Annotated in this window: 22 protein-coding genes, 3 tRNA genes and 1 rRNA gene; 13 read left to right on the top strand and 13 right to left on the bottom strand. The window is 63.2% G+C overall.

Features of this window, described 5'->3' with window-relative positions; all coding sequences use genetic code 11:
• Nucleotides 1–102: 102 nt before the first annotated feature.
• The 3 genes from BB934_RS21900 to BB934_RS21890 all read left to right on the top strand — a co-directional run bounded on the left by BB934_RS21900 (nucleotide 103) and on the right by BB934_RS21890 (nucleotide 3,541).
• On the top strand, nucleotides 103–1,548 hold the full coding sequence (locus tag BB934_RS21900; RefSeq protein ID WP_099511508.1) for a calcium-binding protein: 1,446 nt from the start codon (nucleotides 103–105) through the stop codon (nucleotides 1,546–1,548).
• Between the two features lie 81 nt (nucleotides 1,549–1,629).
• Nucleotides 1,630–2,556 carry a carbohydrate kinase family protein gene (locus BB934_RS21895; RefSeq protein WP_157934261.1) on the top strand — a complete coding sequence of 309 codons (927 nt, stop codon included), beginning with the start codon at nucleotides 1,630–1,632 and terminating at the stop codon, nucleotides 2,554–2,556.
• A gap of 52 nt (nucleotides 2,557–2,608) precedes the next feature.
• On the top strand, nucleotides 2,609–3,541 hold the full coding sequence (locus tag BB934_RS21890; protein WP_099511506.1) for a pseudouridine-5'-phosphate glycosidase: 933 nt from the start codon (nucleotides 2,609–2,611) through the stop codon (nucleotides 3,539–3,541).
• 3 nt (nucleotides 3,542–3,544) lie between these two features.
• Here the strand turns inward: BB934_RS21890 and BB934_RS21885 are convergent, their stop codons facing one another.
• Nucleotides 3,545–4,456, bottom strand: a complete 912-nt coding sequence (locus BB934_RS21885) for a histone deacetylase family protein (RefSeq protein ID WP_099511505.1) — start codon at nucleotides 4,454–4,456, stop codon at nucleotides 3,545–3,547.
• 29 nt (nucleotides 4,457–4,485) lie between these two features.
• Nucleotides 4,486–5,376 carry an MYG1 family protein gene (locus BB934_RS21880; RefSeq protein WP_099511504.1) on the bottom strand — a complete coding sequence of 297 codons (891 nt, stop codon included), beginning with the start codon at nucleotides 5,374–5,376 and terminating at the stop codon, nucleotides 4,486–4,488.
• Between the two features lie 196 nt (nucleotides 5,377–5,572).
• Between BB934_RS21880 and copM the strand changes: the two genes are divergently transcribed.
• The 3 genes from copM to BB934_RS21865 all read left to right on the top strand — a co-directional run bounded on the left by copM (nucleotide 5,573) and on the right by BB934_RS21865 (nucleotide 7,558).
• A complete protein-coding gene (copM, locus tag BB934_RS21875; protein ID WP_099511503.1) occupies nucleotides 5,573–5,956 on the top strand; it encodes a CopM family metallochaperone in 384 nt (127 codons plus the stop codon).
• A gap of 129 nt (nucleotides 5,957–6,085) precedes the next feature.
• Nucleotides 6,086–6,388 carry a hypothetical protein gene (locus tag BB934_RS21870; protein WP_099511502.1) on the top strand — a complete coding sequence of 101 codons (303 nt, stop codon included), beginning with the start codon at nucleotides 6,086–6,088 and terminating at the stop codon, nucleotides 6,386–6,388.
• Nucleotides 6,389–6,547: 159 nt separating this feature from the next.
• The gene (locus tag BB934_RS21865) at nucleotides 6,548–7,558 is read left to right on the top strand and encodes a ribonuclease Z (RefSeq protein WP_099511501.1); all 1,011 of its coding nucleotides are present in this window, start codon (nucleotides 6,548–6,550) and stop codon (nucleotides 7,556–7,558) included.
• A 7-nt stretch (nucleotides 7,559–7,565) separates the two neighbouring features.
• Here the strand turns inward: BB934_RS21865 and BB934_RS21860 are convergent, their stop codons facing one another.
• Nucleotides 7,566–8,027, bottom strand: coding sequence for a DUF2726 domain-containing protein (locus BB934_RS21860; protein WP_099511500.1), 462 nt, complete (start codon nucleotides 8,025–8,027; stop codon nucleotides 7,566–7,568).
• A 145-nt stretch (nucleotides 8,028–8,172) separates the two neighbouring features.
• On the opposite strand from BB934_RS21860, the gene BB934_RS21855 reads away from it, so the two are divergent.
• The gene (locus BB934_RS21855) at nucleotides 8,173–8,868 is read left to right on the top strand and encodes a L,D-transpeptidase (protein ID WP_099511499.1); all 696 of its coding nucleotides are present in this window, start codon (nucleotides 8,173–8,175) and stop codon (nucleotides 8,866–8,868) included.
• Between the two features lie 222 nt (nucleotides 8,869–9,090).
• Nucleotides 9,091–10,164: a peptidoglycan L,D-endopeptidase MepK gene (locus tag BB934_RS21850; RefSeq protein WP_099513126.1), complete on the top strand. Its 1,074-nt coding sequence runs from the start codon at nucleotides 9,091–9,093 to the stop codon at nucleotides 10,162–10,164.
• A 19-nt stretch (nucleotides 10,165–10,183) separates the two neighbouring features.
• On the opposite strand, the gene BB934_RS21845 is transcribed toward BB934_RS21850, so the two are convergent.
• Together BB934_RS21845 and BB934_RS21840 are read right to left on the bottom strand one after the other, a co-directional pair.
• Nucleotides 10,184–10,585, bottom strand: coding sequence for an RNA polymerase sigma factor region1.1 domain-containing protein (locus tag BB934_RS21845; protein ID WP_157934260.1), 402 nt, complete (start codon nucleotides 10,583–10,585; stop codon nucleotides 10,184–10,186).
• 184 nt (nucleotides 10,586–10,769) lie between these two features.
• Nucleotides 10,770–11,027, bottom strand: a complete 258-nt coding sequence (locus BB934_RS21840; RefSeq protein WP_099511497.1) for a hypothetical protein — start codon at nucleotides 11,025–11,027, stop codon at nucleotides 10,770–10,772.
• 123 nt (nucleotides 11,028–11,150) lie between these two features.
• Here BB934_RS21840 and BB934_RS21835 point away from each other — a divergent pair, with 123 nt between their 5' ends.
• Nucleotides 11,151–13,118: a PhoX family protein gene (locus BB934_RS21835; RefSeq protein ID WP_099511496.1), complete on the top strand. Its 1,968-nt coding sequence runs from the start codon at nucleotides 11,151–11,153 to the stop codon at nucleotides 13,116–13,118.
• Between the two features lie 98 nt (nucleotides 13,119–13,216).
• Here BB934_RS21835 and BB934_RS21830 read toward each other — a convergent pair.
• The 7 genes from BB934_RS21830 to BB934_RS21800 all read right to left on the bottom strand — a co-directional run bounded on the left by BB934_RS21830 (nucleotide 13,217) and on the right by BB934_RS21800 (nucleotide 20,007).
• Nucleotides 13,217–13,293: transfer RNA gene (locus BB934_RS21830), tRNA-Asp, on the bottom strand.
• A gap of 126 nt (nucleotides 13,294–13,419) precedes the next feature.
• Nucleotides 13,420–13,680 carry a hypothetical protein gene (locus BB934_RS21825; RefSeq protein WP_237050046.1) on the bottom strand — a complete coding sequence of 87 codons (261 nt, stop codon included), beginning with the start codon at nucleotides 13,678–13,680 and terminating at the stop codon, nucleotides 13,420–13,422.
• Entirely contained in the window at nucleotides 13,677–14,183 is a 507-nt protein-coding gene (locus BB934_RS21820; RefSeq protein ID WP_099511495.1) for a peptide deformylase, read from the bottom strand. The genes BB934_RS21825 and BB934_RS21820 overlap by 4 nt, the downstream gene beginning before the upstream one ends.
• Nucleotides 14,184–14,228: 45 nt before the next feature.
• Nucleotides 14,229–14,624 carry a VOC family protein gene (locus BB934_RS21815; RefSeq protein ID WP_099511494.1) on the bottom strand — a complete coding sequence of 132 codons (396 nt, stop codon included), beginning with the start codon at nucleotides 14,622–14,624 and terminating at the stop codon, nucleotides 14,229–14,231.
• Between the two features lie 466 nt (nucleotides 14,625–15,090).
• Nucleotides 15,091–16,119, bottom strand: coding sequence for a hypothetical protein (locus tag BB934_RS21810; protein WP_237050045.1), 1,029 nt, complete (start codon nucleotides 16,117–16,119; stop codon nucleotides 15,091–15,093).
• An 11-nt stretch (nucleotides 16,120–16,130) separates the two neighbouring features.
• Nucleotides 16,131–19,043, bottom strand: a complete 2,913-nt coding sequence (locus BB934_RS21805) for a penicillin-binding protein 1A (protein ID WP_099511492.1) — start codon at nucleotides 19,041–19,043, stop codon at nucleotides 16,131–16,133.
• A 205-nt stretch (nucleotides 19,044–19,248) separates the two neighbouring features.
• Nucleotides 19,249–20,007 carry an SDR family oxidoreductase gene (locus BB934_RS21800; protein ID WP_099513123.1) on the bottom strand — a complete coding sequence of 253 codons (759 nt, stop codon included), beginning with the start codon at nucleotides 20,005–20,007 and terminating at the stop codon, nucleotides 19,249–19,251.
• A 158-nt stretch (nucleotides 20,008–20,165) separates the two neighbouring features.
• On the opposite strand from BB934_RS21800, the gene BB934_RS21795 reads away from it, so the two are divergent.
• Nucleotides 20,166–20,585: a DUF1236 domain-containing protein gene (locus tag BB934_RS21795; RefSeq protein WP_099513120.1), complete on the top strand. Its 420-nt coding sequence runs from the start codon at nucleotides 20,166–20,168 to the stop codon at nucleotides 20,583–20,585.
• A gap of 71 nt (nucleotides 20,586–20,656) precedes the next feature.
• On the opposite strand, the gene BB934_RS49225 is transcribed toward BB934_RS21795, so the two are convergent.
• On the bottom strand, nucleotides 20,657–23,344 hold the full coding sequence (locus BB934_RS49225) for a DNA translocase FtsK (RefSeq protein ID WP_418294716.1): 2,688 nt from the start codon (nucleotides 23,342–23,344) through the stop codon (nucleotides 20,657–20,659).
• Between the two features lie 949 nt (nucleotides 23,345–24,293).
• Here BB934_RS49225 and BB934_RS21785 point away from each other — a divergent pair.
• From BB934_RS21785 to BB934_RS21775, 3 genes are all read left to right on the top strand, one after another.
• Nucleotides 24,294–25,780: ribosomal RNA gene (locus BB934_RS21785) — 16S ribosomal RNA — on the top strand.
• 177 nt (nucleotides 25,781–25,957) lie between these two features.
• Nucleotides 25,958–26,034, top strand: a tRNA-Ile gene (locus tag BB934_RS21780).
• Nucleotides 26,035–26,058: 24 nt separating this feature from the next.
• Nucleotides 26,059–26,134: transfer RNA gene (locus BB934_RS21775), tRNA-Ala, on the top strand.
• The last annotated feature ends 106 nt before the right edge of the window (nucleotides 26,135–26,240 follow it).

The following is a 26,240-nucleotide window of genomic DNA, read 5'->3' as shown; positions in this document are numbered from 1 at the left end:
TTGATCCAGCGCAAAATCATGCTGCCGTCCGATCAATATTGATACTTAATAACATTGGCGTCATAGTGCCTCCGAAGCATTCGAAGGCAACGGAAAAGGATCATGGCGCAGAAGTTCAGAGCCGCAGCGACGGATGGCGACGACATCGTCCAGATCAGGGCGACCGAACTCGCCGGCGCCGTTCTCGATGGCGGCATCGGAAACGACATTCTGCAGCTCGTGGGTGAAGGCAGCTTCTATTTCACGCCCGCAGCAGGCGAAGCCACTGAAGCCGAGGCGGCGGCAAGCTTCGGCAATTTCGAGACCATCCTCGGATCGGACGGCCTCGACCGCATTTTCCTTTCCAGCACCCAGCTCGACGGATTGCGGCTGATCGACGGCGGAGCGGACGCAACGAACTACCTGTTCCTGACCGGCAGCACCATCGACATCAGCAGCGTCGCGATCGCGAATATCGACGAGATCCTGCTCTATTCCGACAACGCCGTCATTGTCGCCGACGACCTCGAGGTCGCCCGCCTGATCACGGCTCACACGACGAAGAACGACACCCTGCGGCTGGCCGGCACGACCCTGTCGGACGCGGATCTGGGCATGCTCCACCGGCAAGGCTTCGACCGCATCGAGTACGGCAACGGCCAGGTCAGCACCGACCGGGCGCCGACCATCGTCGGCATCGCCGCCGAGCTGCGCGAGATCCGCAGCGGGCAGATCGTAGCGCTTGATCCCCGCGGAGCCATCGACATCGTCGGCGATTTCGGCTGGGTGCGCGAGATCCAGATCGAGAGCGCAAGCCCCACGACCTCCGGCACTTTTGAGCTTGCTCAAACGGCCCGGGTCACCGTGTCCGGCACCCTGTCCCCTCTCTTCGTCGACGGCGTAAGCATCGGGTTCGTGCGGCCCACTGGCGCAGGATTAGCGATCACACTTGATGCGACGGCGACGCCGGACATCGTCAAGGCCATCCTGCAGGCCATCACCTACAAGCCCACTGGCAGCACGTCCGTAAGCGGAATCGAGTACGTCACGCTCACGGCGATCGACAATGGCGGGCGCGCGGCAAGCGGAAGCATCGGCTTCTATCGCCTTGCTGATTCCAGCGGCGGGAGCACGGACGACGTGCTGATCGGCGGCTCGGGCCGGGATACGCTTCAGGGCGGCGATGGGAACGACAGGCTCTACGGCAAAGGCGGCAAGGACGTGCTCGTCGGCGGCACCGGCAAGGACATCTTCGTCTTCGGCACCAAGCCGAACAAGAAGACGAACGTCGACACGATCTCCGACTTCGCCCTCAAGCAGGATTGCATCTGGCTCGACAACAAGGTGTTCACCAAGCTCGGCAAGGGAACGGAGAGCAAGCCCGGCAAACTCAGCAAGTCGTACTTCGCCTTGGACAAAGCCAAGGACAAGAACGACATCATCATCTACAACAAGAAGAAGGGTATCCTCGCCTACGATTCCGACGGCTCCGGGTCCAAGGCGGCGGTGGAATTCACACAGGTGAAGAAGGGCCTCGCCCTATCCTACAAGGACTTCTTCATCGTCTGAGATGCCCCTGCCCGTTGCGGCGCGGCCAGCCTTCCGGCATATCCTCTCTCGCGCGGAACGGACGAGGTCTCGAGGATGGAGTTGGCGGCAAGCAGGGTGATCTGCATCGGCGGAGCGGCCGTAGACCGCAAGTACCGTGCCCTGTCGTCGCTCCGGTCGGCAACCTCGAATCCGGTTGCATCGGAACGCTCGTTCGGCGGCGTCGCCCGCAATGTCGCGGAGAACATGGCTCGCCTCGGAGCGCAGGTTTCCCTCGTCTCGATCCTCGGCGATGACGAGAACGGCCGCGAGATGCTCGAGGACCTGAAGCGCCTCGGCATCGACACACGGCACATGGCGAGTTCCGAGAGGCACAGCACCGCCGAATACGTGGCGGTGCTGCAGCCCGACGGCGAGCTGGCCATGGGGCTCGCCGACATGGCGATCTTCGACGAATTCGGCCCTGCCCTGCTGCAACGGATCGAATCCGACTTCGGATCGGGCTGGATCTTCGCCGACTGCAACCTGCCGGTAGGAACCATGCACTATCTCGTCGACCTGTCCCGCCGGAAGGCCCTGACGCCCGCCATCGACGCGGTCTCGACGCCGAAGGTCATGCGCCTCGCGGCGGATCTCAGCGGCATCGGCCTGCTCTTTCTCAATCTCGACGAGGCCCGCACCTTTCTCGACCGGCCCGACGCCTCGCCCGAAGCGGCCGCCGCGGCGCTCATCGAGCGAGGAGCGGAGCGGATCGTCCTGACGCTGGGAGACAAGGGCCTCGTCGCGGCGGATGGCGCCGGGATCCGGCGGATCGGCTCGCTCAGCGCGCAGATCGTCGACGCCACTGGAGCCGGCGACGCGCTGATCGCCGCGACGCTCGTCGGCCTCATGGGCGGACACGATCTGCACGAGGCAGCCCGTCTCGGCACGGCTGCAGCGGCGCTGACGGTGGAGAGCGGCGCGAGCGTTCGGCCGGATCTCTCCCCTGCCTTGCTGGAAACCACATTGTCGCTTAGAGCGGCTGGTTGAAAAGCGGCCGCCACTTTGCGCGATCGATCTTCGTTTTGAAACGGGAGCCCTCATGAAACACGACCTCGCCAGCCGTTTCCTCGACATTGCTCCCGAAGTGCAATCAACCCTGGACATGGGCGGCGCGGTGGTCGCGCTCGAATCCACGATCATCACCCACGGCATGCCGCATCCGCAGAATGTTGCGACGGCGCGCGAGGTCGAAGCCGTCGTGCGTGACAACGGCGCGGTTCCTGCGACCATCGCGATCATCGAAGGCCGCATCAAGATCGGCCTCTCGGATGCGGAGCTGGACTGGCTCGGGACCGCGAAAGACGTGTTGAAGCTCAGCCGCGCCGACCTGCCCTATGCGGTCGCCGCAAAGCGCCACGGCGCGACGACCGTCGCCGCGACCATGATCTGCGCCCATCTCGCCGGCATCCGTGTCTTCGCGACCGGCGGCATCGGCGGCGTGCATCAGGGCGTCGAGTCGACGATGGACATCTCCGCCGATCTCGACGAACTCGCCCGCACGCCGGTGGCGGTGATCTGCGCCGGCGCGAAGGCCATCCTCGACCTGCCGCGGACCCTCGAATATTTCGAAACCCGCGGCGTCCCGGTCGTCGGCTACCGGACCGACCGTTTTCCCGCCTTCTGGAGCCGGACGAGCGAGCTTGCCGTTCCGCTGCGCCTCGACAGCCCGGACGAGATGGCCGACCTGATCCGAACCAAGGAGGCCCTGGGGCTCGACGGCGGCGTTCTCGTCGCCAATCCCGTGCCCAGCGCCGATGAAATTCCGGCCGAGGACATGAAGGCCTTCATCGATGCGGCCGTGGCCGAGGCGAAGGCGCGCGGCGTCGTCGGCAAGGCCGTGACGCCGTTTCTCCTGTCCCATCTGTTCGAGATGACCGGCGGGCGGAGTCTCGCCACCAATATCGCCCTGGTGAAGAACAATGCTGCGCTCGCCGCGCAGCTCGCCCTGTCGCTGGCCTCTCGCACGGCGTAACGCCTATTCGTTCGCGCTCCAGGAGGCCATCGCTTCGAAGACGATGGCATGGCGCTGAGCGAGCGCTTCGACATCAGGCGAATAGCCTCCGCCGATGACGGCGACGAGCGGGATCCGGCGGCTGCGCACCTGTTCGATCACATAGCTGTCCCTCTGGCGCAGACCATCGTCGGACAGCGAAAGCCGCCCGAGCTTGTCGTCGTGGTGCGGATCGACGCCGGCATTGAAGAACACGAGATCCGGCTCGGTGGCATCGAGCAGGCGCGGCAGATGCGCCTTCAGAACCTCCAGATAGGCGTTATCCTCCATCCGATCCGGCAAGCCGACATCGAGATCGCTCGGGATCTTGCGAACGGGATAGTTCTTCTCCGCATGCATGGAGAAGGTGAAGAGATCCGGCTCGTCGCGCAGGCAATCGGCCGTGCCATCGCCCTGATGCACGTCGAGATCGACGATGAGCGCGTGGCCGATGGTGCCTTCCCTCCGCAGCGCCTTGGCGGCGATGGCGACATCGTTGAAGACGCAGAAGCCGGCACCGGTCTCGCGCTGTCCGTGATGACTGCCGCCGGCGGTGCTGCCGGCAAGCCCGTGCTGCAGGGCCATGCGCGTCGCGAGCAGCGTGCCCGCAGCCGAAGCCCGGGCACGGCGCACCACGCTCGCGCTGATCGGCAGGCCGATGCGGCGCTCGATCTCCCGCGACACCGAACAGGCGAGCACCTGATCGACGTAAGTCCGATCATGAGCCAGCCCAATGACGTCGGCGGAGGCTTCATCCGGGGTAACGAAGCCGTTCGGGGCAAGTCCCTTTTCCGCGATGACTTCCGCCAGTCGTCCGTATTTCCGCATCGGGAAGCGATGCCCATCGGGCAACTCGGCCTGATAGGCGGGATGGGAAACGATCGGCACCTGCTTCATGCGCTCAACCTTCTCGGATGAGACCGTCTCTACTCGCCGGCGCAGATGGCCTTCTCGGCAAGCAGGATGGTGGATTCCAGCGAACGCGCCCCGCAGATGAATCCGCTCGGATGGCAGAATACGCCATCCTCGATCCCTGCCGCCCGGGAAAATTCCTCGTCCTGCAGGCCGCGCCAGGATTCGGGCAGGGCCAGCCTCTGGCCGAAGGAGCCCGGCTCGGGTGGAATCGTCCGGCAGTACCATGCCGTCGAATCCTCGTTGGGATAGATGACGAAAAGAAGATCGTGCAATTGCCCTTCGAACACGGCCTTTTCCCACGGCAGTTTGCCGTCGAGGACGATCACCCGGGGATCGCGGGATTTGCGGGCGGCAGTCAGCACGAGCGAGAGGGCTCTCGCTTCGGCATGGGCCTGGCAGCAGGCGCGGAGCAGGATTCCTTTTGCGAAATCGGCCGCCTCCAGGAAGGCGGCATCATAGGATTGCTCGCTGTCCCAAGCAGGGTTGAATGCTTCGACCAGCAGCGAAAGATGAGTCTGGCCGACGGTGGCGACGCCGTTATCGGCCTGGTCGATGGCCAGGACGAAATTCGTGTCGATGTCCTGCCAGACCGAATCCAGCATGTCCTCGTCGATTCCGGGCGTGAGCCGCGGCAAGGCAGAACGCCCGAAATCGCGCCAGATCAGGCCGACGGAGCTATAGGGCGTCCCGTCCGGCCGGCGCGGAAGGTCGCGCATGTGGTGGTCGTAGCGGCCCCGCGCGACATCGTACTCCCCGCCCACGTCGAACACGAGATCGGCGGCCTCGATCTCGGCCATGTCACGGGTGCGCACGAAATCGAAGGCTCCCAGGGCTTCCCGCAGGATGGCAAAGGCAAAGACATCGTCGGCATGGAACGTGCCGCTATGGGTAACAACCTTCATCCCGCTCTCCCCGACCGCAGTCGGCTACTCCTGCAACTCTATTCGCGATAACAGAGCTATCAGAAGAAGATAAGCCACAACAACCACATCCTTTGTGCTGATGGGCCTCTAGCCCTTTTGCCCCGGGATGCGCTTGACCTTCCCAGCGTGGAAAGGTCCAGAGCCGAGGGAACCTCGGATTGAAAGGATCCCGACGATGAAATTCAGTCACCTTGCCCTCTTCGCCTTGATTGCGGTCCAGCCGACGCTCGCTTCGGCGCAGGGAACTCATGGCGGCCATTCGGGCCACTCGACACCCGCCCAGACGGCGCAGACGCCGAATGCCGCCTCAACCCAGGGTTACCGTGAGGCCAACGAAGCCATGCATCGGAACATGGATATCGCCTTTAGCGGCGATGCGGATGTGGACTTCGTGCGCAGCATGATTCCCCACCATCAGGGCGCCATCGACATGGCGAAGGTCGCACTTCAGCATGCGAAGGACGAGCAGATCCGAAAGCTGGCCACCGACGTGATCCGCGAGCAGGAGCGCGAAATCTCAGAGATGCAGGCCTGGCTGAAAAAGAAGGGCGTGCAATAATCGACCATTAATCGACATTGTCTTGCCGGCTGCTTTTCCTTGTCGGGCCGATATGCGACATGGGCTGCCACGAACGCGTGGGTTCGAGCGTTAGTGCAGATCCCCGCGGGCGAAAAGAAAGGATAAACGATGTTCACGCTCACGATCAGCGACAAGCCGGTTGCCATCACCAATGCCGAAGAGGATGAAGCCCGCGAGCTCCTCATGAGCGACGATTTCAAGGAGGATCTCAAGGTTCTCGAGAGCGACGGCGCTCCCTTGTGGGACGGCTTCGCGACGCTCAGCGTCAGGGCAGCGACCGACGAGGAAAAGGCCGAGTTCGAGGATGCGGATTTCGACGACGACGAGGACGACGATGATGAGGACGAAGGTCCCTACATCATGTTCCTGGTCGACGTGACCGACCCGTTCGAGGCGGAAGACGAGGCCTAAGCCCAAGTTTTCGGGCCCAGCCGGCCCTTTTGAGAAGAACCGCTTTCGACAAGGCTGCGCCCGGACGACCCGGGCGCAGCCGTTTTCATTCAGCAAAAGGTTACCCGAACACCGATGCCCGGCAGGGAACGCTCCTGCTATCGTGGCCGTTTGATCGGGATGAGCTGGCTTGTTCAACCCCGCCTCGTGAACGACCCCTTCAGCGATCCGGGCGTCTATCTCGATTTTCGCTATGGCCGCCGGGCGATCCTGTTCGATCTGGGCGATGTCGGCCCTCTCTCCACCCGCGAATTGCTGCGCGTGAGCCACGTCTTCGTGTCGCATACGCATGTGGACCATATGGCAGGCTTCGACCGGCTGTTCCGCCTCTGCCTCCACCGCCCATCACCGCTGACGCTTATCGGCCCGCCGGGCTTTGCGGCGCAGGTCGAGCACCGGATCCGCGGCTTCACCTGGAACCTTCTCGACGAGAACTCGGTCGATTTCCGTCTGAGGGCCATGGATTATGACGGCACAGTCCTGACGCGAGCGGCCGAGTTTCGTGCCCGCGAGGCCTTTGCCCGGCGCGACGTCGCGCCGCCGGAATTTCCTGATGGTGTCGCCTGGTCGGAGGACGAGTTCAGGATCGAGGCCGTCGCCCTGGACCACGGCATCCCCTCCCTCGCCTTCGCGCTGCGGGAGGTGGTTCAGGTGAATGTCTGGCAGGGCGTGCTTGCCGAGATGGATCTGTCTCCCGGCCCCTGGCTCAACGAGGCCAAGCGGGCGGTTCGCCTCGGCCTGCCGGACGACCATAAGGTCGAGACACCCGGAGGAGCCGGCATCCACCTCGGCGATCTCAAGGGCCGCGCCCTGCGGATCGCTCCGGGCCAGGCGGTCGCCTATGTTACGGATGCGGCGCCGCACTGGGAGAACCGCGCGAAGATCCTCGCGCTCGCCCACAAGGCCAATCAGCTTTTCATCGAAGCCGTCTTCCTGGAGCGGGATCGCTCCCTAGCGCTCGCCGCCCATCACCTGACGGCTTGGGAAGCCGGAGGCATCGCCCGCGAGGCGGGCGTTCGTCTCATGACGCCGTTCCATCATTCGGCCCGCTACCTCTCCGAGCCGGACGCGCTGCGGGAGGAAGCGTTCGCGCGCTTCAGGGTTCGCGAGAGAGAGCGGGTCGACGCGTGAGAAGCCCTCATTGCGGCCTGAACACCGCCTCCTGGATCTGCCGCGGGTCGGGCCGGCGACCGGAATTGAAGCGGATCACCCGGTAGCCGCACGACGTCAGGACCTTGTCGCGCTGGGCATCCCGGCGGGCATCGTGAGAGCGGTCGTCGAGTTCCACGACCGCGAGGACCTCCATGTCCCTCACGATCACCCAGTCGACGCGGGTGTTCGAGATCTTCTTGAACGCCATCCAGAAGGCGCGGCTGCCCTCCTTCGCATCGGGCCGGACGAGAGCCAGGATCGGAACCTGCGGCCAGATCTGGCAATCCGGGCATGCGGCGAGAAGGCGCCCGTAAAATTCCCGCTCATTCTCCGTCATGATGGAATGACGCCGGTAGCGCGGCTTGCGGGTCCAGACGAGGACCAGAACGAACGCGATCCCGAGCAGGGCGATCCCTGCGAGCCACGACCACGAAAGATTTTCGATCATCCTGCCGCCCCAACTGCGCCCGGCATCGCTCGATCGTGAACGGCCAGGCTTTCATCAATCCGGAAGCATAGCAGCTAGCATGAAACCGGGATGCGTGGTCCTGCGTCTTCTTATTGTCGAGTTAGAACAAATCGGGGAGACGATCATGGACCTCAGCCGCAGAACCTTCCTGGTTGGAGCGTCAGCCGCGATGGGCTCCGCTCTGCCGACGGCCCGCAGCTTCGCTCAATCGATGCGCGACATGTCGGCCTATCAGCGCATATACGGGCCCGTCGACGACGATATCTTCCCGATCCCTGGCATCGACCTCTCCCGGATCAACTCGGCCTATCTCCGGAGGGTCGTGCAATACGACACCCCGGAGGCTCCGGGCACGATCGTGATCAATCCCCAGACCCGCTATCTCTACCTCGTCATGCGCGACGGCATGGCCGTGCGCTATGGGGTCGGCGTCGGGCGCTCCGGATTCAGCTGGGCCGGCTCCGCCACCATCAAGGACAAGCAGGAATGGCCGGACTGGTATCCGCCGAAGGAAATGTTCGGGCGGCAGCCCGAGCTCAAGGAGCAGATGGGCGAACTTCCCGGCGGTCCCGGCATGCCCGGCGGCCCGGGCAATCCCCTCGGGGCGCGTGCGCTTTATCTCTGGCAGGGCAACAAGGACACCCTCTATCGCATCCATGGCACCTTCGAACCCTGGACCATCGGCACGAACGTGTCGTCCGGGTGCATCCGCATGATCAATCAGGATGTGATCGATCTATACAACCACACGCCGACGGGAACGAAAGTGGTTGTGCTATCGGGTCGCACCCGGCGCAATCAGACCGCATCTCACAGCTGATTAAGCAAAAAGGCACCCTTCGCGCCTATTTTCGCCATGGTTAACAATCACACGTCGCTTAAGGGACGCGGGAATTAACGAACCATGGCGAGACTTTTCGCCCGATCCGACCGATCGGTGGGCGGATGCAGGACGCAAACTGCATCCAAACGCAGCCGCCTGTCGCGCCGACAAGGCAACCTTGCACTGGGCCTTTTTGCGACGGCGTCGACCCTTCTGCTGATGACGTCGCTTCCGACGCAGGATGCCGCCGCCTTCGGCGAGACACGCACCCTCAGCTTCTTCCACACCCACACGCGCGAAAGCTTGACCGTGACGTTCCGCCGGAACGGCCAGGTCGACGAGGGCGCCTTGAGTCAGCTCAACTGGTTCCTGCGCGACTGGCGTGTGGAGAAGCCGGCGCAGATGGATCCGCGCCTGTTCGACATCATCTGGGAGGTCTATCGGGAATCCGGTTCGTCGCAGCCCATCAACATCATCTCGGCCTATCGTTCTCCCGAAACCAACGGCGCCCTGCGCCGCCGCTCGAGCGGGGTCGCGGAACACAGCCAGCACATGCTCGGCAAGGCCATGGACATCCGCCTGCCGGATGTGGAGACAGGCCGCCTTCGTGCCATCGCCATGAAGATGCAGTATGGCGGCGTCGGCTATTATGCCTCCTCCGCCTTCGTCCACGTGGATACGGGCAATGTGCGCGCGTGGCCGCGCATGACTCAACAGCAGCTCGTGCAGCTGTTCCCGGACGGCAAGACGCTTCACCTGCCGTCGAACGGCAAGCCGCTATCCGGATACGAGCTGGCGAAGGCGGAAATCCCTGCCCGCAACGCCGGCATGGCTATGCAGGCCTCGGCCGGAGGCGGCCCGTCCATCGGCGGATTGTTCGCCAATCTCTTCGGCCGTAAGAATGCCGCGCCGGCGCCGGAAACGGCGAAGCCGAGCACCGCGACGATGGTGGCCTCCGCCGATCCGGAGAGCATCCCGGCCGTCGTTCAGGCCGTTCCGCTTCCGCCGCAGCGGCCGCGCGAGATTCAGCTTGCCAACGCGCTTGTGCCTGAGCCGGCCTCCGATGCTCTGGACGCGATCGTCTCGGCTCCTGCGCCGAGCGTCGTTCCGGGTCCCGACGCCATCATCGGATACGACGCTGCGGCGGCGGTGAAGTCCCTGTTCGACCCGAGAACGGCCTTCCTCGATCTTGGCTTCTCAGCCCGATCCAGGGAGCAGCTCAGCGTCATGCACTTCACCGGACCGGCGGTGAAGCCGCTTCCCACGATCGAAGAGGCACGGGCGGAACTCTGATAGGCTTGTCCCCGCAGGGTCAGACGCCGAAAAGCACGACGAGAGCGCCAAGCAGCACAAGCACGAGAAGGCCGGACCCGGCGACAGCCCAATGCGCCGCGCCCTTCTGGCCGGATGCTTTGGACGCATCCGCCCGGGACGCAGCGCTGTTCTGGAGTGTCCCGGTCTTCCGCTTCATGCGCGACGCCGCGGCGCGGTCCGGGAAGGGAATGATCTCCGCAGTTTTGACGGGCGCCGGACCGGCCTTCGGGTTCGGAGCGGTCAGGCTGTCGTCCAGTTCGACCGGAATACCGGCCTCCTCCAGATGGACGACGATGAGGGCGATCTCCTCCGCACTCATGGCATCTACCGGCAGGTTGGCCTGGAGGTCCTGATTCGTGAGATGACCCTGCTTGCGACCAAGAGCGGCCAAGCGGTCCATGATAGTGCTGTCAAGCGCCGGCTGCATGAGGATACGACCCCATTGTGGCTGTTGGGCGGAGAAGAACTTTGTGCGTGAGCTAACGCGACAATAACCCGAGACGTTGCACGGGGAAAATGCCTTGAGCGCAATTTTGGCGGGGCATTAGTCGTAAGTCGAATAAGTGTGAGCGTCCTCTGCCGGTCTAATTTTTCGTGGCGCCGGACGCTTCCTGAAGGGCTTGCTTCTCGCGCCGGACCTGTTCGGACAATTGCTCCGCGATGGCGACGAGCTTGCCGGCGGTCAGATCCTTGCCATGAAGCTCCACATGGCCCGCAAGTCCCACGGTCAGAAGGGATTCGAACACCATGTCGGCCGGGATTCCCTTCCGGATCAGGTCTATGGCGACTTTCTGCCATTGATCGGACAATTGCTCTTTGAGTTCGGAGATATCATTGCTCATCGTCGGACCTTACATGATCGGGCTCGCGATGTCCCGCGGGCGCAGCGATTTCCGGCACTGTCACCAAGCTTACATGGAACCGTTCTAATCGGGCTTGTCCCCCCAAGAAACGGAGAACCCGGTATGGACGAGCACAAGGGCCGCCTTCGCGCCAGCGAACTCGAAGATTCAGGCGATCTCGGAATCAATCCGACGCACAACCTCACCATGGGCGAGATCATCGCCAGCCGCTTCAGCCGGCGCGATCTCCTGCGCGGTTCTCTTGCGGTCGCCGCGATTTCCGCCACTCTGGGCACCCGCGCCCTGGCCGCCAACGAGCAGCCGGCCAGAAAGGCCGCCGGAGCCTCATTCGACTTCAAGGAAATCGAAGCCGGCATCGACCAGACCCATCACGTGGCCGAGGGCTACGACGCCAAGGTGCTCCTGCGCTGGGGCGATCCGCTGTTCCCCGACGCGCCGGAATTCGACCCCGCAGGCCAGACGCCCGAACGCCAAGCGCGCCAGTTCGGCTACAACACCGATTTCGTCGGCTATGTGCCGATCGACGGCTCGAGCGACCACGGCCTGCTCGTGGCCAACCACGAATACACCAACGAGGAGCTGATGTTCCCGGGCGTCGGCATTCAGGATGCCAAGGACGTCAACTTCTCGAAGATGACCAGGGACTTGGTGGATATCGAGATCGCCGCCCATGGCGGCGCCGTGGTCGAGATCCGTCGCATCAATGGTGAATGGCAGGTCGTCAAGGATTCCAAGTACACCCGCCGCATCACCGCCGACACGCCGATGGACATCACCGGCCCGGCTGCCGGTCATGAGCGCATGAAGACCTCCGCGGACACGACAGGCCGCAAGGTGCGCGGCATGATCAACAACTGCGCCGGCGGCGTAACCCCCTGGGGCACCTGGCTCAGCTGCGAGGAGAACTTCAACGGCTATTTCTGGGGCGCGCTCGCCGACAGCCATCCCGAGGCCAAGAACTACAAGCGATACGGCATCGGCACGCCGGCCTATGCGTGGGGCAAGTTCCACGACCGTTTCGACCTCGCCAAGGAGCCGAACGAAGCCAACCGTTTCGGCTGGGTGGTCGAGATCGACCCGTTCGATCCGACCTTCGTGCCGAAGAAGCGCACCGCTCTGGGCCGCACCAAGCATGAGGGCGCCGCCGGCATCACCAACAGCGACGGGCGCTATGTGATCTATCTCGGCGACGACGAGCGCTTCGACTACGTTTACAAATTCGTCACCGCCGGCAAGGTCGACACGCAGAACCGGGCTGCCAATCTCGGCCTGCTCGACGAGGGCGTTCTCTACGTCGCGAGGTACAACCCAGACGGCAAGGGCACGTGGCTGCCGATGGTCCATGGCCAGGGACCGCTCATCGAGGCGAACGGCTTCAGGAGCCAGGCCGACTTGCTGATCGAGACCCGTCGCGCGGCGGACCTCCTCGGCGCCACCAAGATGGATCGTCCCGAGGATATCGAGGCCAATCCGCAGACGAACCGCGTCTACGTCATGCTGACGAACAACACGCGCCGCAAGGACGATCAGATCGATCCGGTCAATCCGCGTGCCAACAATGCCTTCGGCCACATCGTCGAGATGATGCCCGACGGCGGCGACCATGCAGGCACCACGTTCACCTGGGAAGTGCTGGTGAAGTGTGGCGACCCATCCATCGCCGCTGTGGGCGCGACCTTCTCGTCGGAAACCACCAAGAACGGCTGGTTCGGCATGCCGGACAACTGCGCCATCGACAGCCAGGGCCGCCTCTGGATCTCCACCGACGGCAACAACGCCAAGGCGACCGGCCGTGCGGACGGGTTGTGGGCTTTGGAAACCGAGGGCGAGATGCGCGGCACGTCCAGGCACTTCTTCCGGGTTCCGGTCGGTGCGGAGATGTGCGGCCCGTTCTTCACGCCCAACGACGAGACCCTCTTCCTCGCCGTTCAGCATCCCGGCGAAGCGGAGGAAGGCGCTCCTGTGAGCTTCGACAATCCGATCACCCGCTGGCCGGATTTCAAGAACGGCATGCCCCCGCGCCCGTCTCTGCTCGTCGTCACGAAGAAGGGCGGCGGCAAGATCGCCTGATCGACCCGACCGACTGAGTTCTGAAACGGATGAAGGAGCCCCAGCGGCTCCTTCGTTCATTCAAGCTGAACGATGACGCGGTAGGCAGGGAGAAGAAGTGGCGCGGGCGACGGGGCTCGAACCCGCGACCTCCGGCGTGACAGGCCGGCACTCTAACCGACTGAGCTACGCCCGCGCATTTCCTCGCATCGCCGGCCGGAAGCCGGCATCTCCGCGATGGAGGCGCGCTCGTACCGGTGATTGAGCACGCTGTCAAATCGCGCCCGGATTATCCCCAGGCGCCATCGTCCGGCCTTTTGCCCTACTCTCTCGTGCTGATCGAAAAGACCTCGTAGCCGGCCCCGTTGAGGACGCGAACCGCCTCGATCTGCGGATCGCGCGATTGCGGACGGCGCGCGAGCGAGAACACCTTCAGCGCCCTCTCCTTCGCCTTTTCCAGGGATTCGGTGCGAACCATGATCCGTCGGATCACGCCACCGCCAGCCTCTTCCGAGGCGATCGTCTCGATGCGGTAAACCTCAATCACGTTTGTCAGAACTCCCCCAAACAGCGTCTCCATCATCGCACCTCGATGCGCTGGAGCTTCTCGAACCGCTTGATCAGGCGGTCCCGTTTCAACTTAGACAGCCGGTCGATCCAGAAGATCCCGTCGAGCTGGTCGATCTCGTGCTGGAGACAGACGGCCATCAGTCCTTCCGCCTCCTCCTCGCGCATCGAACCGTCGAGTGCCCTGTAGCGCACCCGGACTTTCGCCGAACGCTCGAGCTCGTCCGTCACGCCCGGCATCGAGACGCTTCCCTCCACATGCCGGATCGCGTCCGCGGACGCCCAGACGATGTCCGGATCGATATAGATGTGCGGCTCGGGGTCCGTTTCCAACTGGATGACCACGAGCCGCTTGAGGATTCCGATATGCGGCGCCGTGATGCCGATTCCGGGAGCGGCGCGCATCGTCTCCGTAAGGTCGTCGGCAAGCGTGCGAACCTCGTCGTCGACATCGCCGATCGGTTCCGCCTTCCGGCGCAGGCGAGGATCGGGAAACCGGATGATTGGACGGGTGGCCACGGAAGGTCTCTCAAAACGCAAACTGAAGGAGGCCGGCGGTTCGCATTATTTGTAGCGGCCGCCGCGCTGAAGCACCTCGATCTTGTAGCCGTCCGGGTCCTGGACGAAGAAGAACCTTGCGGGAGGCCTGCCCTCGAGCGTCAACTCCTTGAGCGGCGTGGGATCGAGGCCATTTGCCCCGAACCGGGCATGCTCCGCCTCAAGATCGTCCACGGACAGCGCCAGGTGACCGTAGCCGTCACCGAGGGAATAAGGCTCGGTTCGGCCGTGATTGACCGTCAGCTCCAGCTCGAACTCGCTCTCTTCATTACTCAGGTAGAGAAGCGTGAAGCCGTCGAAGACCAGACGCTCGGCCACCTTGAGGCCGAACGCCTTCTCGTAGAAGGCAAGTGAGCGCTGCTCGTCGAGCACGCGGATCATAGAATGGATGGCCTTGGCCATAAAATATCACCTTCAGGCTGGTCGCCCGTCGCTTCCGGCGGATCGGATGCCGATTTTCGGATTGGGAGATAGCAGCCGGCCCGCGAGAACGAAAGGACCTCTAAGCTTGATGGTTCGGTCTATGGCTCGACAAAAAACCTTCCCCGGCTTGGCCGGGGAAGGCAAGTTCGGGAGGAAGAAACGCAGACTGCAAGGCTTCGAAAGCCACTTTGACGGAGCTGCCGTGGACCACGGCGTTCCGTCCCACCTGCCACCAGAAGGTGCAGAAATGCAGTGAGAACCCCGAAAATGGCGTAATCAAGGAAAGTTGATTCCTGCCAAGCTCTGGAAAAATGGTGGTACACAGGAACCTGGAGCGTGCTCAGCGCTTGATTGGGTACGGAGGCACCATTCCCCGCAACCCCTTGTCGCCTCCGCACACTCTTAGCCCCGTCCGGCATGTCTGGAACGGGGCTTTTTCTTTGGCCTACTGCCCGAACCCCTCGGCAATGGCGCGGATCCGGTTTCGGACGTAGTCCGGAAGGCCGGCGCTGATGGAGTTTCCGGAGTTGAACGAGCTCTTGCCCATGAGAACCTGGGCGGGGATCAGATTCCGCAGCACGGGAACGCTTTCGAATTCCTTCTTGCGCTCCAGCACGTCTGTCTCGACGGCGAGCGCCATGAACACCGTGGCAATCGTCCGGTTCGGATCGGAGGGATGTTCCTGCAGCACCGCCAGCAGCTTGCCGAACTGCATCACCTGGTTGACGTGGAAGATCGTCTGCTCGAGCACGCCGGCGACAGGCGTTTCCACACCGGTAAGCTTCGCGAGAGCAAGCCGGTCGATCTCTTCCGGAGGCAAGACTCGGATCTCGGTTTGAAACTCCATGAATTCCGAGATCTTCTTGCCCCCTTCCTCGAGCTTGTTGGCGAGACGGATGCCGACGGGCAGCTTGCCCTCTAGCGGATAGCGCGACTCGATGCACAGGCTTCCGGGCGCCTCGCACCAGCGCCTGCCGGGATGGCGGTTATAGGCGCTCTGAGGATCGGCCTCGGGTGCCGTCTCATCCGCCGTGATGCGCCGGTGCTTGATCGACGGGTCGATCTTTTCGAGCACGTCGATGCGGGTATAGCGCGCAAGGTCGATCGCGCCCGGCGCCTTCTCGATCGGGAAGCGCGCCTCCACCACGTAGATATGGAGCTTTTCGGTGTAGGATTTGGGGATGCCGTGGACCGAGACCTTGATGGTCGGCTCCACGTAGCCCGGGAACAGGCTCAGGAACTGCTTCTGCAAGGGCCTTTCGCGTCCCCAGTCCTCGAACCGGATCAGGCCTGTGCCCGCATCGGCGAGCTTGTCGTCCCGATGGTCGCTGAAAACGATGGTTTTCGGCTTCAGCCTAGCCGGCGCCACGGTGGTGACGGATGGCACCTCTTCGAGCTTGAACTCCTGAGCATCGACCGCACTTGCGGAGACGAAAAGAGCGGCAAGGAGGACCGGCACTCGTCCCCAAAACATTTTCGATGTCATCAGTAAACCTGTCCGTTGCGCCAGAAATAATCCGGATCGATCCGTCGCGGTCTGCGGGGAGGCTCCTCTTCCCACCACCAGCGGAAGCTCCGCTCGGACTCGGCCGGGCGGCGTGAGGGTGGAGCATTCTGGCGCAGGCTGTCGAGCCAACCGGGTCCCTGTGCGTAGGGGCCGTCCTGGTAATATTCCGGTCCGCCCCTCGCTTCGCCGTCGCTCCACGGGTCGGGATTGCGGAAGGCATAGACCTCGGATTGCGGCACGAGGCGGAACTGCGTCTCCGTAAGGCGACCGAACCAGTTCAACCGGAAATACTCCGTGAACGCCCTGCCCTCTCCATCCGTCAGCCGGTCGCCGGTGTTGAGATCGATCGGAAGCGCGATGAGATGCCGGGCCGCCTGCGGCGACGGAGGGCTCAAGGGGGCCTTCGGCGCATGGTGCTCCCAGGCCGCCTGGAGAATGGATTGGAAGATCGGAGCGGCCACCTTGCCGCCGGTCTGGCCGCGTCCGAGCGTGCGGCGCTTGCCATCCGCATTGTCGTGTCCCACCCACACCGCAACGGTGACGTCGTTGGTGAAACCCACGAACCAAGCGTCGTTCTCGTTGTCGGACGTGCCCGTCTTTCCGGCAGCATAGGGAGCGAGCGCCTTCAGGGAGCGGGCCGTGCCGCGCTCCAGAACGCCCTGCAGCATGGTCTTCAACTGATAAAACGCTGCCGCATCCGCCGAACCGAGCCGCGCGGGCGAAGCGATCTTGCGCTTGTAGACGACGCGTCCGTTCTCCTCCACGGACTCGATGGCGTGAGGCGCCGGCAATACGCCTTCGTTGGCGACGGCGGCATAGAAGGCAGCGAGATCGAGGATCCGCACAGGCTGCGCCCCGAGCACGAACGGATAATGCGGCGTGCATTCCAGGTAGAGCTGGGCCTCGAGAGCAAGCTCGCACACCCGCTTCAGGCTCTTCTCCGGCGAGGGTTCGATGCCGCCGTCGAGCAGGCGCGCCGTCACCAGGTTCTTGGAATTCTCGAGTGCCCGGCGCAGGGTCATGATGCCGGAACGGCCGCCGTCGAAATTCTTCGGGCTCCAGTAATCGCCCGGCCGGGCGTTCGCCTCTCCGGCGACCGGCGGCAATGTCAAGGGCGCGTCCCAGATCAGGGTGTTGGGCTGCAGGCCCTTCGAGAGAGCGGCCAGATAGGTCAGCGGCTTGAACGCGGAGCCCGGCTGGCGATGGGCCTGCGTCGCCCGGTTGAGCTGGCTCAGCGGATAGGAGAAGCCGCCTGCCATGGCGAGGATGCGACCGGTCTTGTTCTCCAGCACCACCGCCCCGCCCTGCACCGCAGGTGGCGTGCGCAGATCCGCGCGGACGGTCCCTTTGCCCTTCTGCTCGATGAGCTGGACCCGGACCACATCATAAAGTTTGAGATCGCGCCGCGCCGCATCCCAGGCATTCAGAGGCAGGACGCGGCCGTCGCCCAATCCGACCTTCAGGACATTCGCCCCGGTCTTCCGGTCCTTGCCCTTCTCGATCACGACGGCGGCCAACCACTGCACGTCGTAGAGAGGCAGCCGCACCGCCTCCAGAGCCTGCCTCCACGCTGGAATTGCAGCCGCATCCTTTGCATCGGGCTTCACTTCCGGAAGCGCCTTGATGGCACCGGCGAGGTTCGCTTCCGCGCCCTGATAGCGCTGGCGGCCGACGCTCAGCTCGTAGCGTGCGAGCCCCTCCTGCAAGGCAGCCTCGGTCGCCTGCTGCAGAGCCGGGTTGATGGTGGTGCGCACCGTATAGGCCCCTGCGGTCAGGGTCTCGATATCAGCAAGCGTGCGCGCATCGCGACTGACATGGTCGGCGAAGTAAAAGCCTGTGGTCCGCCGCAAGCGTTCGTAGGGCACGCGCTCGGGCAAGGATGCGACCGCACGCTGCATCTCATCGGGTTTCAGGAATGCGTCTTCCTGCATGCGGCTCAGCACATAGGCCATGCGTTCCTGGGCGCGCTCCGGCTTGGTATCGGGATTGTAGTAGTTCGGCCCCTTGGCGAGCCCCGCGAGCAGTGCGCTTTCGGCTACGGAGAGCGACTTTGCGCTTTTGCCGAAATAGCTCCGCGCCGCCATCTCGATGCCCCAGGAGGAGCGTCCGAGATAGATCGAATTGAGATAGATCTCGAGAATCTCCGCCTTGGTGAGCACGCGCTCGATGCGGGAGGCAACGATCATTTCCCGCATCTTGCGGTCGTAGGTGACGTCGTCGCCCACGAGCAGGTTCTTCGCCACCTGCTGGGTGATGGTGGAGCCGCCGGCGGGACGGCCGGGATTGGCCAGGTTGCCGACGAAGGCGCGGATCACGCCGCGCTCGTCGATGCCCCTGTGGTGATAGAACCGTTTGTCCTCGGCCGAGACGAAGGCCTGCTGCACGCTTCTCGGGATGTCCGACAGGGAGACGGAGATGCGCCGATGATCCGGCTCGAACACCTCCGCGAAGCGCTTGCCGTCGGCATCCAGGATGACGCTGACGCCCGGCAGCTTCAGTCCCTTCAATTGCCCCGCATCGGGGAGCCCGGCCACAGCGGCATTGTAGTAGGAGATCACCTCGCTGAGATCGACCGGCGACGGCTCGACCTTCTCATCCTTGCAGAACTGGCGGTAGCTGGCGTGGAGGTCGTTGAAGCTCAGGCCCTGGAACACCTTCAGATCGCCGGCGACGGCTTGCGGATCGTCCATGGCCGTGGCGATGAGATCGTCGAGATTGATGTCCTCGATATCGAAGGCCCGCCGCATATGCGTGCAGCCTTCTTTCAGGATCTGCGTCACGGCCAACTGATCCCGGGTGGGATCGAAGCTCGTCCTGACCGTCTCCGGATCGACGAGAACCTGGCTCAGGGTCAGGGCGGTCGCGAAGATCTTGACGAGGATTGCGCTCATTCCGCCGCCATCGGGTCGTTGCACTCCACGTGAAGGTCTCCGGCACGGCCATTCGGGATATGTCCTGCCGCCTTAGGCGAATCCTGCCCGGGACAAGCTGAATGGAAACCGTACATCGCGGCTGTTTTAGGACTGGGCGGCGACGGGAGAAGGGGCGGCCGAGCTTAACGTCCCGGCCCGATGACAGTTTTCACGGCAATGTGTCTCACCCCCGGCCGACGAACGGCATCTTCGTCGCCATGACGGTCATGGTGAGCACGTTGGTGTCAAGCGGCAGGCCGGCCATGTAGACCACGGCGTCGGCCACATGCTTGGGATCGATCCGAGGCTCCGGCGCCTTCGTCCCGTTGGGCTGCAGCACGCCTTCGACCATGCGCGCGGTCATCTCCGTGGCCGCATTGCCGATGTCGATCTGGCCGCAGGCGATGTCATAGGCGCGGCCGTCGAGGGAAGTCGACTTCGTCAAACCCAGGACGGCATGCTTGGTGGCCGTATAGGGAGACGACAGCGGACGCGGGGCATAGGCCGAAACCGACCCGTTGTTGATGATCCGCCCGCCCCTCGGATCCTGATCCTTCATGATCCGGAAGGCCTGCTGCGTGCAGAGGAAGGTCCCGGTGAGGTTGGTGGCGACGACTGCCTGCCATTGCTCGAACGGAACGTCCTCCAGCGGCACGGCCGGCGAGCCGACGCCGGCATTGTTGACCAGGAGATCGAGCCTTCCGAAGGCCTTCTTCGTGGCGGCGAAGAGAGCGGCGACGGAGGCCGGATCGGTCACGTCGGTCGGGACCACGAGCGTCTGAGCGCCTTCGACGGCGATCTCGCCTGCGGCAGCCTCGAGGGCGTCCCGGCGCCGCCCCGCCATGGCAACTTTATAGCCTTCCTTCAACAGCCCGGCACAGATCGCCCGGCCTACGCCGGTGCCGGCCCCCGTCACGATCGCAATCTTGGAACGCTCAGCCATTTTGCCCTCCCCGTCCTTGTTCATGCTGCCATGAGAGATGCACGCGGCGGCCGGAACGGCAAGGATCAAGGACCTGCCGGTTCACACCTTTGAAAATATCGAAGGAACCGGCCAAGCTGTCCCGCGTTCGCATGGTGCTACTCGGAAAGGAATCCGTCATGCGCAATCATGTCCTGAATACAGGTGCCCTGTTGGCACTTCTGGCTCTCCCCCTGGCCGCCTGCCAGACCGGCACCGAAACGGGTGCGGCAGCGGGCGCTGCCGGCGGTGCGGTGACGGGCGCCGTCGTCGGCGGACCGATCGGAGCCGTTGTCGGCGGTGTCGCCGGCGCCGCAGTCGGCAGCGTGCTCTCCGCCGAGGAATCGACCCGCGTTCGCACCTATGTCGTCGCCCAGCGCCGCCCCACCATGCGTGTCACCGAAGAGATCGTCGTCGGCCAGCCCGTGCCGCAGCGGGTGAGGCTCTATCCCGTTCCGCAAAATGTCGGGCTTCGGAACGCCTACAGCTACACCGTCGTGAACGACCAGACCGTGCTGGTCGATCCGCAGACCCGGACCGTCGTTCAGGTCATCGAATAAGCCGAACGACCCTGAATGCAGAAAGGCGGCTCTTGGAGCCGCCTTTCCCTTGTCACGACAGCTGGATGGAATCAGTCGTCCATATCCAGATGATTGATCAGGATCTCGCGTTTACCGGCGTGGTTGGCGGGACCGACGATGCCCTCGTTCTCCATGCGCTCCATGAGCGAGGCGGCGCGGTTGTAGCCGATCTGCAGCCGGCGCTGGATGTAGCTCGTCGAGGCCTTCTTGTCCCTCAAGACCACCGCCACCGCCTGGTCGTAGAGATCGCCGCTGGGCGCCCCGAACTCGCCCTGGTCGAAGACGGCTGCGTCCGCACCAGCCCCGCCGCCCTCGTCCTCTTCCGCGGTGACCGCCTCGAGATATTGCGGCCGGCCCTGGCGCTTCAAATGCGCCACCACCTTCTCGACCTCCTCGTCGGAGCAGAACGGCCCGTGCACGCGCGTGATCCGCCCGCCGCCGGCCATGTACAGCATGTCGCCCTGACCGAGCAGCTGCTCCGCCCCCATTTCGCCCAGGATCGTGCGGCTGTCGATCTTCGAGGTCACCTGGAACGAGATCCGGGTCGGGAAGTTCGCCTTGATCGTGCCGGTGATCACGTCCACCGACGGGCGCTGCGTCGCCAGGATCACGTGGATGCCGGCGGCGCGCGCCATCTGCGCGAGGCGCTGGATCGCGCCCTCGATCTCCTTGCCGGCCACCATCATCAGGTCCGCCATCTCGTCGACGATCACCACGATGTACGGCAACGGATCGAGCTCCATCACCTCGTCCTCGTAGACCGCCTCGCCGGTCTCGCGGTCGAAGCCGGTCTGGACCGTGCGGGTGATGGTCTCGCCGCGCGCCTTGGCCTCGACCACGCGGGCGTTGAAGCCGTCGATGTTGCGCACCCCGAGCTTCGACATCTTGCGGTAGCGGTCCTCCATCTCGCGCACCGCCCATTTGAGCGCCACCACCGCCTTCTTCGGGTCGGTGACGACCGGGGTGAGCAGGTGCGGGATGCCGTCATAGACCGAGAGCTCGAGCATCTTGGGATCGACCATGATCAGGCGGCACTCGGACGGCGAGAGCTTGTAGACCAGCGACAGGATCATGGTGTTGATCGCCACCGACTTGCCCGAGCCGGTGGTGCCGGCCACCAGCAGGTGCGGCATGCGGGCGAGGTCGGCGATCACCGGCTCGCCGCCGATGGTTTTGCCGAGGCACAGCGCCAGCTTCTGCTTCGAGGTCTCGAAGTCCTGGCTTGCCAACAGCTCGCGCAGGAACACGGTCTCGCGCTTGTGGTTGGGCAGCTCGATGCCGATGGCGTTGCGGCCCTGGACCACCGCGACGCGGGCCGAGACCGCGCTCATCGAACGCGCGATGTCGTCCGCGAGCGAGATCACCCGCGACGACTTCGTCCCAGGCGCAGGCTCAAGCTCATACAGCGTCACGACCGGGCCGGGGCGAACGTTGATGATCTCACCCTTGACGTTGAAGTCCCACAACACGTTTTCGAGCGTCGCGGCATTCTCCTGCAGCACCTCGACCGGCACGTCCGCGCTGTCCCAGATTTTTGGTTCCGCCAGAAGATCGAGATCCGGAAGCTCGAACGTGAAGGAGGCTCCGACAGGCGCAGACACGCCCACGGAAACCGAGGCATAGGACTCGCGTTCGCGGCGGAAGCTGTCATTGGCGGGAACCGGCACTGCAGGCGCATGCGCGACGCGCGGCGGCGTCACGATGGCCGCTCGTCGCGGCGCTTCCTCGATGACCTCGTCATCCTCGTCCAGGAAATCCTCAGTTGCGACTTCGATCTCTTCGACTTCGAGCGTGACGTCTTCGAGCGCGACGTCGTCCTCCTCGTCGTCCCATGGCAGGTTCTCGGGCTCAGGCTCCACGGGCGGAGGAGGAGGCGTTGCAGGCACGCGCCTTCGGGTTTCGATCTCGGGGGCTACTGCCCTTGAGACCGGAGTTCTCCCCTCCCGCTTGGGCGGCACAGGAGCGGCAGGTGGGACTGGAGGGTTCGGAAGCGACGGATCGAGCAGATAAGTTCCCGGCTGCCAAAGGAAGCTGTAGGATCTCATTGCGGAAAGCTCATAGCTCACCGGATCGCTCTTTGCAGGCGATGCAGGCGGCTCCATAGCCTTCGGCGCAACAGAAGCCTCAGCTGCGACCGGAGCAGCGGGCAGGCGCCGCTGCGGCGCTTCCGCTCTCTGGGCTGTGGAAGCCGGCCGCTTGACCGGATGATGCGCTTGAGGCGCGACGCGACTGAATGCGCGCGCAGCACCGGAATCCGCTTCCTGTGAAGCGGCCTTATTCTGCAGCGCCTGCAGCCTCTGCTGAACGGCCGGCGCGGGATCGGGTGTGCGGGTTGCAGCAATGTCCCGCGCCTGACGCTCTACGCCCTCCGCCGCCGAATGCGGAGCAGCCTGCATGCGGCGTTCCTTCAAAACACGCTCCGGCGTCCGCGTGAAGCGCACCTCCGGCGACATGGAAAACGACTGTTCCCACACCTCGCCGCGCGGAGCGCCATTCGGGCCTCTGTTCTGTGCATTTCGGCGTGAAGGGGCATTGTCTCCGGGAAGGCGGTTCTCGGCAGACTTCGTCCGAACGGGCTCATGATGAAGTGTGCGGTCGTCCGGCGCAGATATCCGCGGACCTGGCTCAGCGCCCGACGCATTCATGGGATGGCTCGAACTGGGATGCTTGTCCTCGTCCTGCTTGGGCAAGCCATAACCATGTGCGGCGGAAGAGGGAGACCGTCGTTTGAAATGCATTGTCTGTTATGGTGTTGGGGCCGAACTGGCCGACCCGGGAGGAGATTCATCCCGATTACGCCTGCCAAAGGTAAAAAGAGGATTAGGAGGTCGTCGGGATATCGCGTCGCGGGCGCTTGTCCCCAGGTCGGACCTCTGCCCTTCAAAGCTTCCCCTGCACTTCCTATATGCACCGGGGGACCAAGACGCCCCCCTCCCCTATCAGATCGTTTGCATGGCAGGACATCCAAGATGTCGCTTGCCAAATTTTTTCTGATCTTTATATCGGCGCGACCCTGGTCCTGGTTTAGACCGGGGTGGATTTTCCGACAGGTCGGGGGTTTCAAGCGATCCGGGTCTTTGGCTCCGGGGGCTTGGTCCGGTTTGTGTCGGGCTTAAGCCGGGTCTCAGGGTCCGGCTTTGCCATGAGCGGTTTGCCGGTTCGACGGGGTCGAACGGTGGCGCGCTCCTCTGGCGCTCTTTCATCGGCAGCGGCTGCCAGGTCTTTCGGGCCTGGCGGCAAGATCAACGCAAGAACAGCGATGTTTTTGCGAACGGGATGACTTTGCCTCGACTTGCTCGATGCGAAGATCGACTTCGGGACAGCTTCAAAAAACTGTCTTGAACCCGGTTGACAGCGGCCGGATGAGGGCCTAGATCAGGGCCATCGGCGGCGCGGTTCTGATGAGCTTGTGCCGAGGGGCTTTGGGGATCGGGCGGCTTGCGAGGGCGGCCTGGTTGTCTTGAGGTTCCGTTTGCGTCCCTTGAGGGGGATGTGACATTTGCTCTTTGACATTGTTGAGAGGGGAAGAGAAGCGTAGGCGGCGGTGTCCTTGCGGATCGTTCGATGAACGATCGTTAAGAATATCGACCATGTCTATGCTTTGGTGAGTACACCGTTTCCGGGGAAACCTGGAGATTGGGTGCACTCTGTCAATTTGCGTAGAGATTTAGTCGAGATCAAATTCTTCAACTTGAGAGTTTGATCCTGGCTCAGAACGAACGCTGGCGGCAGGCTTAACACATGCAAGTCGAACGCATCCTTCGGGGTGAGTGGCAGACGGGTGAGTAACGCGTGGGAACGTGCCCTTCAGTTCGGGATAACCCAGGGAAACTTGGGCTAATACCGGATACGTGCGAGAGCAGAAAGATTGATCGCTGAAGGATCGGCCCGCGTCTGATTAGCTAGTTGGTGGGGTAATGGCCCACCAAGGCGACGATCAGTAGCTGGTCTGAGAGGATGATCAGCCACATTGGGACTGAGACACGGCCCAAACTCCTACGGGAGGCAGCAGTGGGGAATATTGGACAATGGGCGCAAGCCTGATCCAGCCATGCCGCGTGAGTGATGAAGGCCTTAGGGTTGTAAAGCTCTTTCGTCCGGGACGATAATGACGGTACCGGAAGAAGAAGCCCCGGCTAACTTCGTGCCAGCAGCCGCGGTAATACGAAGGGGGCTAGCGTTGTTCGGAATCACTGGGCGTAAAGGGCGCGTAGGCGGCTTTATAAGTCGGGGGTGAAAGCCTGTGGCTCAACCACAGAATTGCCTTCGATACTGTAGAGCTTGAGACCGGAAGAGGTAAGTGGAACTGCGAGTGTAGAGGTGAAATTCGTAGATATTCGCAAGAACACCAGTGGCGAAGGCGGCTTACTGGTCCGGTTCTGACGCTGAGGCGCGAAAGCGTGGGGAGCAAACAGGATTAGATACCCTGGTAGTCCACGCCGTAAACGATGAATGCCAGCCGTTGGCGAGCTTGCTCGTCAGTGGCGCAGCTAACGCTTTAAGCATTCCGCCTGGGGAGTACGGTCGCAAGATTAAAACTCAAAGGAATTGACGGGGGCCCGCACAAGCGGTGGAGCATGTGGTTTAATTCGAAGCAACGCGCAGAACCTTACCAGCCTTTGACATGTCCCGTATGGGTGCCGGAGACGGCATCCTTCAGTTCGGCTGGCGGGAACACAGGTGCTGCATGGCTGTCGTCAGCTCGTGTCGTGAGATGTTGGGTTAAGTCCCGCAACGAGCGCAACCCTCGCCCCTAGTTGCCATCATTTGGTTGGGCACTCTAGGGGGACTGCCGGTGATAAGCCGAGAGGAAGGTGGGGATGACGTCAAGTCCTCATGGCCCTTACGGGCTGGGCTACACACGTGCTACAATGGCGGTGACAAAGGGCAGCGAACCCGCGAGGGGGAGCTAATCCTAAAAAGCCGTCTCAGTTCGGATTGCACTCTGCAACTCGAGTGCATGAAGGCGGAATCGCTAGTAATCGTGGATCAGAACGCCACGGTGAATACGTTCCCGGGCCTTGTACACACCGCCCGTCACACCATGGGAGTTGGTCTTACCCGACGGCGCTGCGCCAACCGCAAGGGGGCAGGCGACCACGGTAGGGTCAGCGACTGGGGTGAAGTCGTAACAAGGTAGCCGTAGGGGAACCTGCGGCTGGATCACCTCCTTTCTAAGGATGTTCTCTTACGAAGCGGCGTCATGCCGGTTCTATCGGAACTCTTTTGAACACAAGGGATCAGTCAGATCCCACTATGCGGGACGCTGCCGTCTTCGTTTCTCTTCTCTCACATCCAAACATCGGTTGGTCTGGGATGGTCCCGTCAGGGATTGTTCGTCATGGCCGACTGGGCCTGTAGCTCAGGTGGTTAGAGCGCACCCCTGATAAGGGTGAGGTCGGACGTTCGAGTCGTCCCAGGCCCACCATTATCGTGCTGCTCGTTTGAGCAAGGGGCCTTAGCTCAGCTGGGAGAGCGGTAGCTTTGCAAGCTTCAGGTCGTCGGTTCGATCCCGACAGGCTCCACCACGATGCCTGATGTTTGGTGTGTCCATGGACCATGATCCGTCATGGTCGTGGATCATGTCATGAGGTTCGTGCCCTGCCCTTCTCGGGTTTGGCGGCGCGGATGTTT

Origin of the sequence: Microvirga ossetica (assembly GCF_002741015.1) — a bacterium.
Lineage (GTDB): Bacteria > Pseudomonadota > Alphaproteobacteria > Rhizobiales > Beijerinckiaceae > Microvirga > Microvirga ossetica.
This window is presented reverse-complemented; position numbering and strand designations above follow the sequence as displayed.

Coding starts and splice junctions, on each gene's coding strand:
- BB934_RS21900 (WP_099511508.1), top strand. CDS start 103: ATGGCGCAGAAGTTCAGAGCCGCAGCGACGGATGGCGACGACATCGTC.
- BB934_RS21890 (WP_099511506.1), top strand. CDS start 2,609: ATGAAACACGACCTCGCCAGCCGTTTCCTCGACATTGCTCCCGAAGTG.
- BB934_RS21885 (WP_099511505.1), bottom strand. CDS start 4,456: ATGAAGCAGGTGCCGATCGTTTCCCATCCCGCCTATCAGGCCGAGTTG.
- BB934_RS21880 (WP_099511504.1), bottom strand. CDS start 5,376: ATGAAGGTTGTTACCCATAGCGGCACGTTCCATGCCGACGATGTCTTT.
- copM (WP_099511503.1), top strand. CDS start 5,573: ATGAAATTCAGTCACCTTGCCCTCTTCGCCTTGATTGCGGTCCAGCCG.
- BB934_RS21870 (WP_099511502.1), top strand. CDS start 6,086: ATGTTCACGCTCACGATCAGCGACAAGCCGGTTGCCATCACCAATGCC.
- BB934_RS21865 (WP_099511501.1), top strand. CDS start 6,548: ATGAGCTGGCTTGTTCAACCCCGCCTCGTGAACGACCCCTTCAGCGAT.
- BB934_RS21860 (WP_099511500.1), bottom strand. CDS start 8,027: ATGATCGAAAATCTTTCGTGGTCGTGGCTCGCAGGGATCGCCCTGCTC.
- BB934_RS21855 (WP_099511499.1), top strand. CDS start 8,173: ATGGACCTCAGCCGCAGAACCTTCCTGGTTGGAGCGTCAGCCGCGATG.
- BB934_RS21850 (WP_099513126.1), top strand. CDS start 9,091: ATGACGTCGCTTCCGACGCAGGATGCCGCCGCCTTCGGCGAGACACGC.
- BB934_RS21845 (WP_157934260.1), bottom strand. CDS start 10,585: ATGGACCGCTTGGCCGCTCTTGGTCGCAAGCAGGGTCATCTCACGAAT.
- BB934_RS21840 (WP_099511497.1), bottom strand. CDS start 11,027: ATGAGCAATGATATCTCCGAACTCAAAGAGCAATTGTCCGATCAATGG.
- BB934_RS21835 (WP_099511496.1), top strand. CDS start 11,151: ATGGACGAGCACAAGGGCCGCCTTCGCGCCAGCGAACTCGAAGATTCA.
- BB934_RS21825 (WP_237050046.1), bottom strand. CDS start 13,680: ATGATGGAGACGCTGTTTGGGGGAGTTCTGACAAACGTGATTGAGGTT.
- BB934_RS21815 (WP_099511494.1), bottom strand. CDS start 14,624: ATGGCCAAGGCCATCCATTCTATGATCCGCGTGCTCGACGAGCAGCGC.
- BB934_RS21810 (WP_237050045.1), bottom strand. CDS start 16,119: ATGTTTTGGGGACGAGTGCCGGTCCTCCTTGCCGCTCTTTTCGTCTCC.
- BB934_RS21805 (WP_099511492.1), bottom strand. CDS start 19,043: ATGAGCGCAATCCTCGTCAAGATCTTCGCGACCGCCCTGACCCTGAGC.
- BB934_RS21800 (WP_099513123.1), bottom strand. CDS start 20,007: ATGGCTGAGCGTTCCAAGATTGCGATCGTGACGGGGGCCGGCACCGGC.
- BB934_RS21795 (WP_099513120.1), top strand. CDS start 20,166: ATGCGCAATCATGTCCTGAATACAGGTGCCCTGTTGGCACTTCTGGCT.
- BB934_RS49225 (WP_418294716.1), bottom strand. CDS start 23,344: ATGCATTTCAAACGACGGTCTCCCTCTTCCGCCGCACATGGTTATGGC.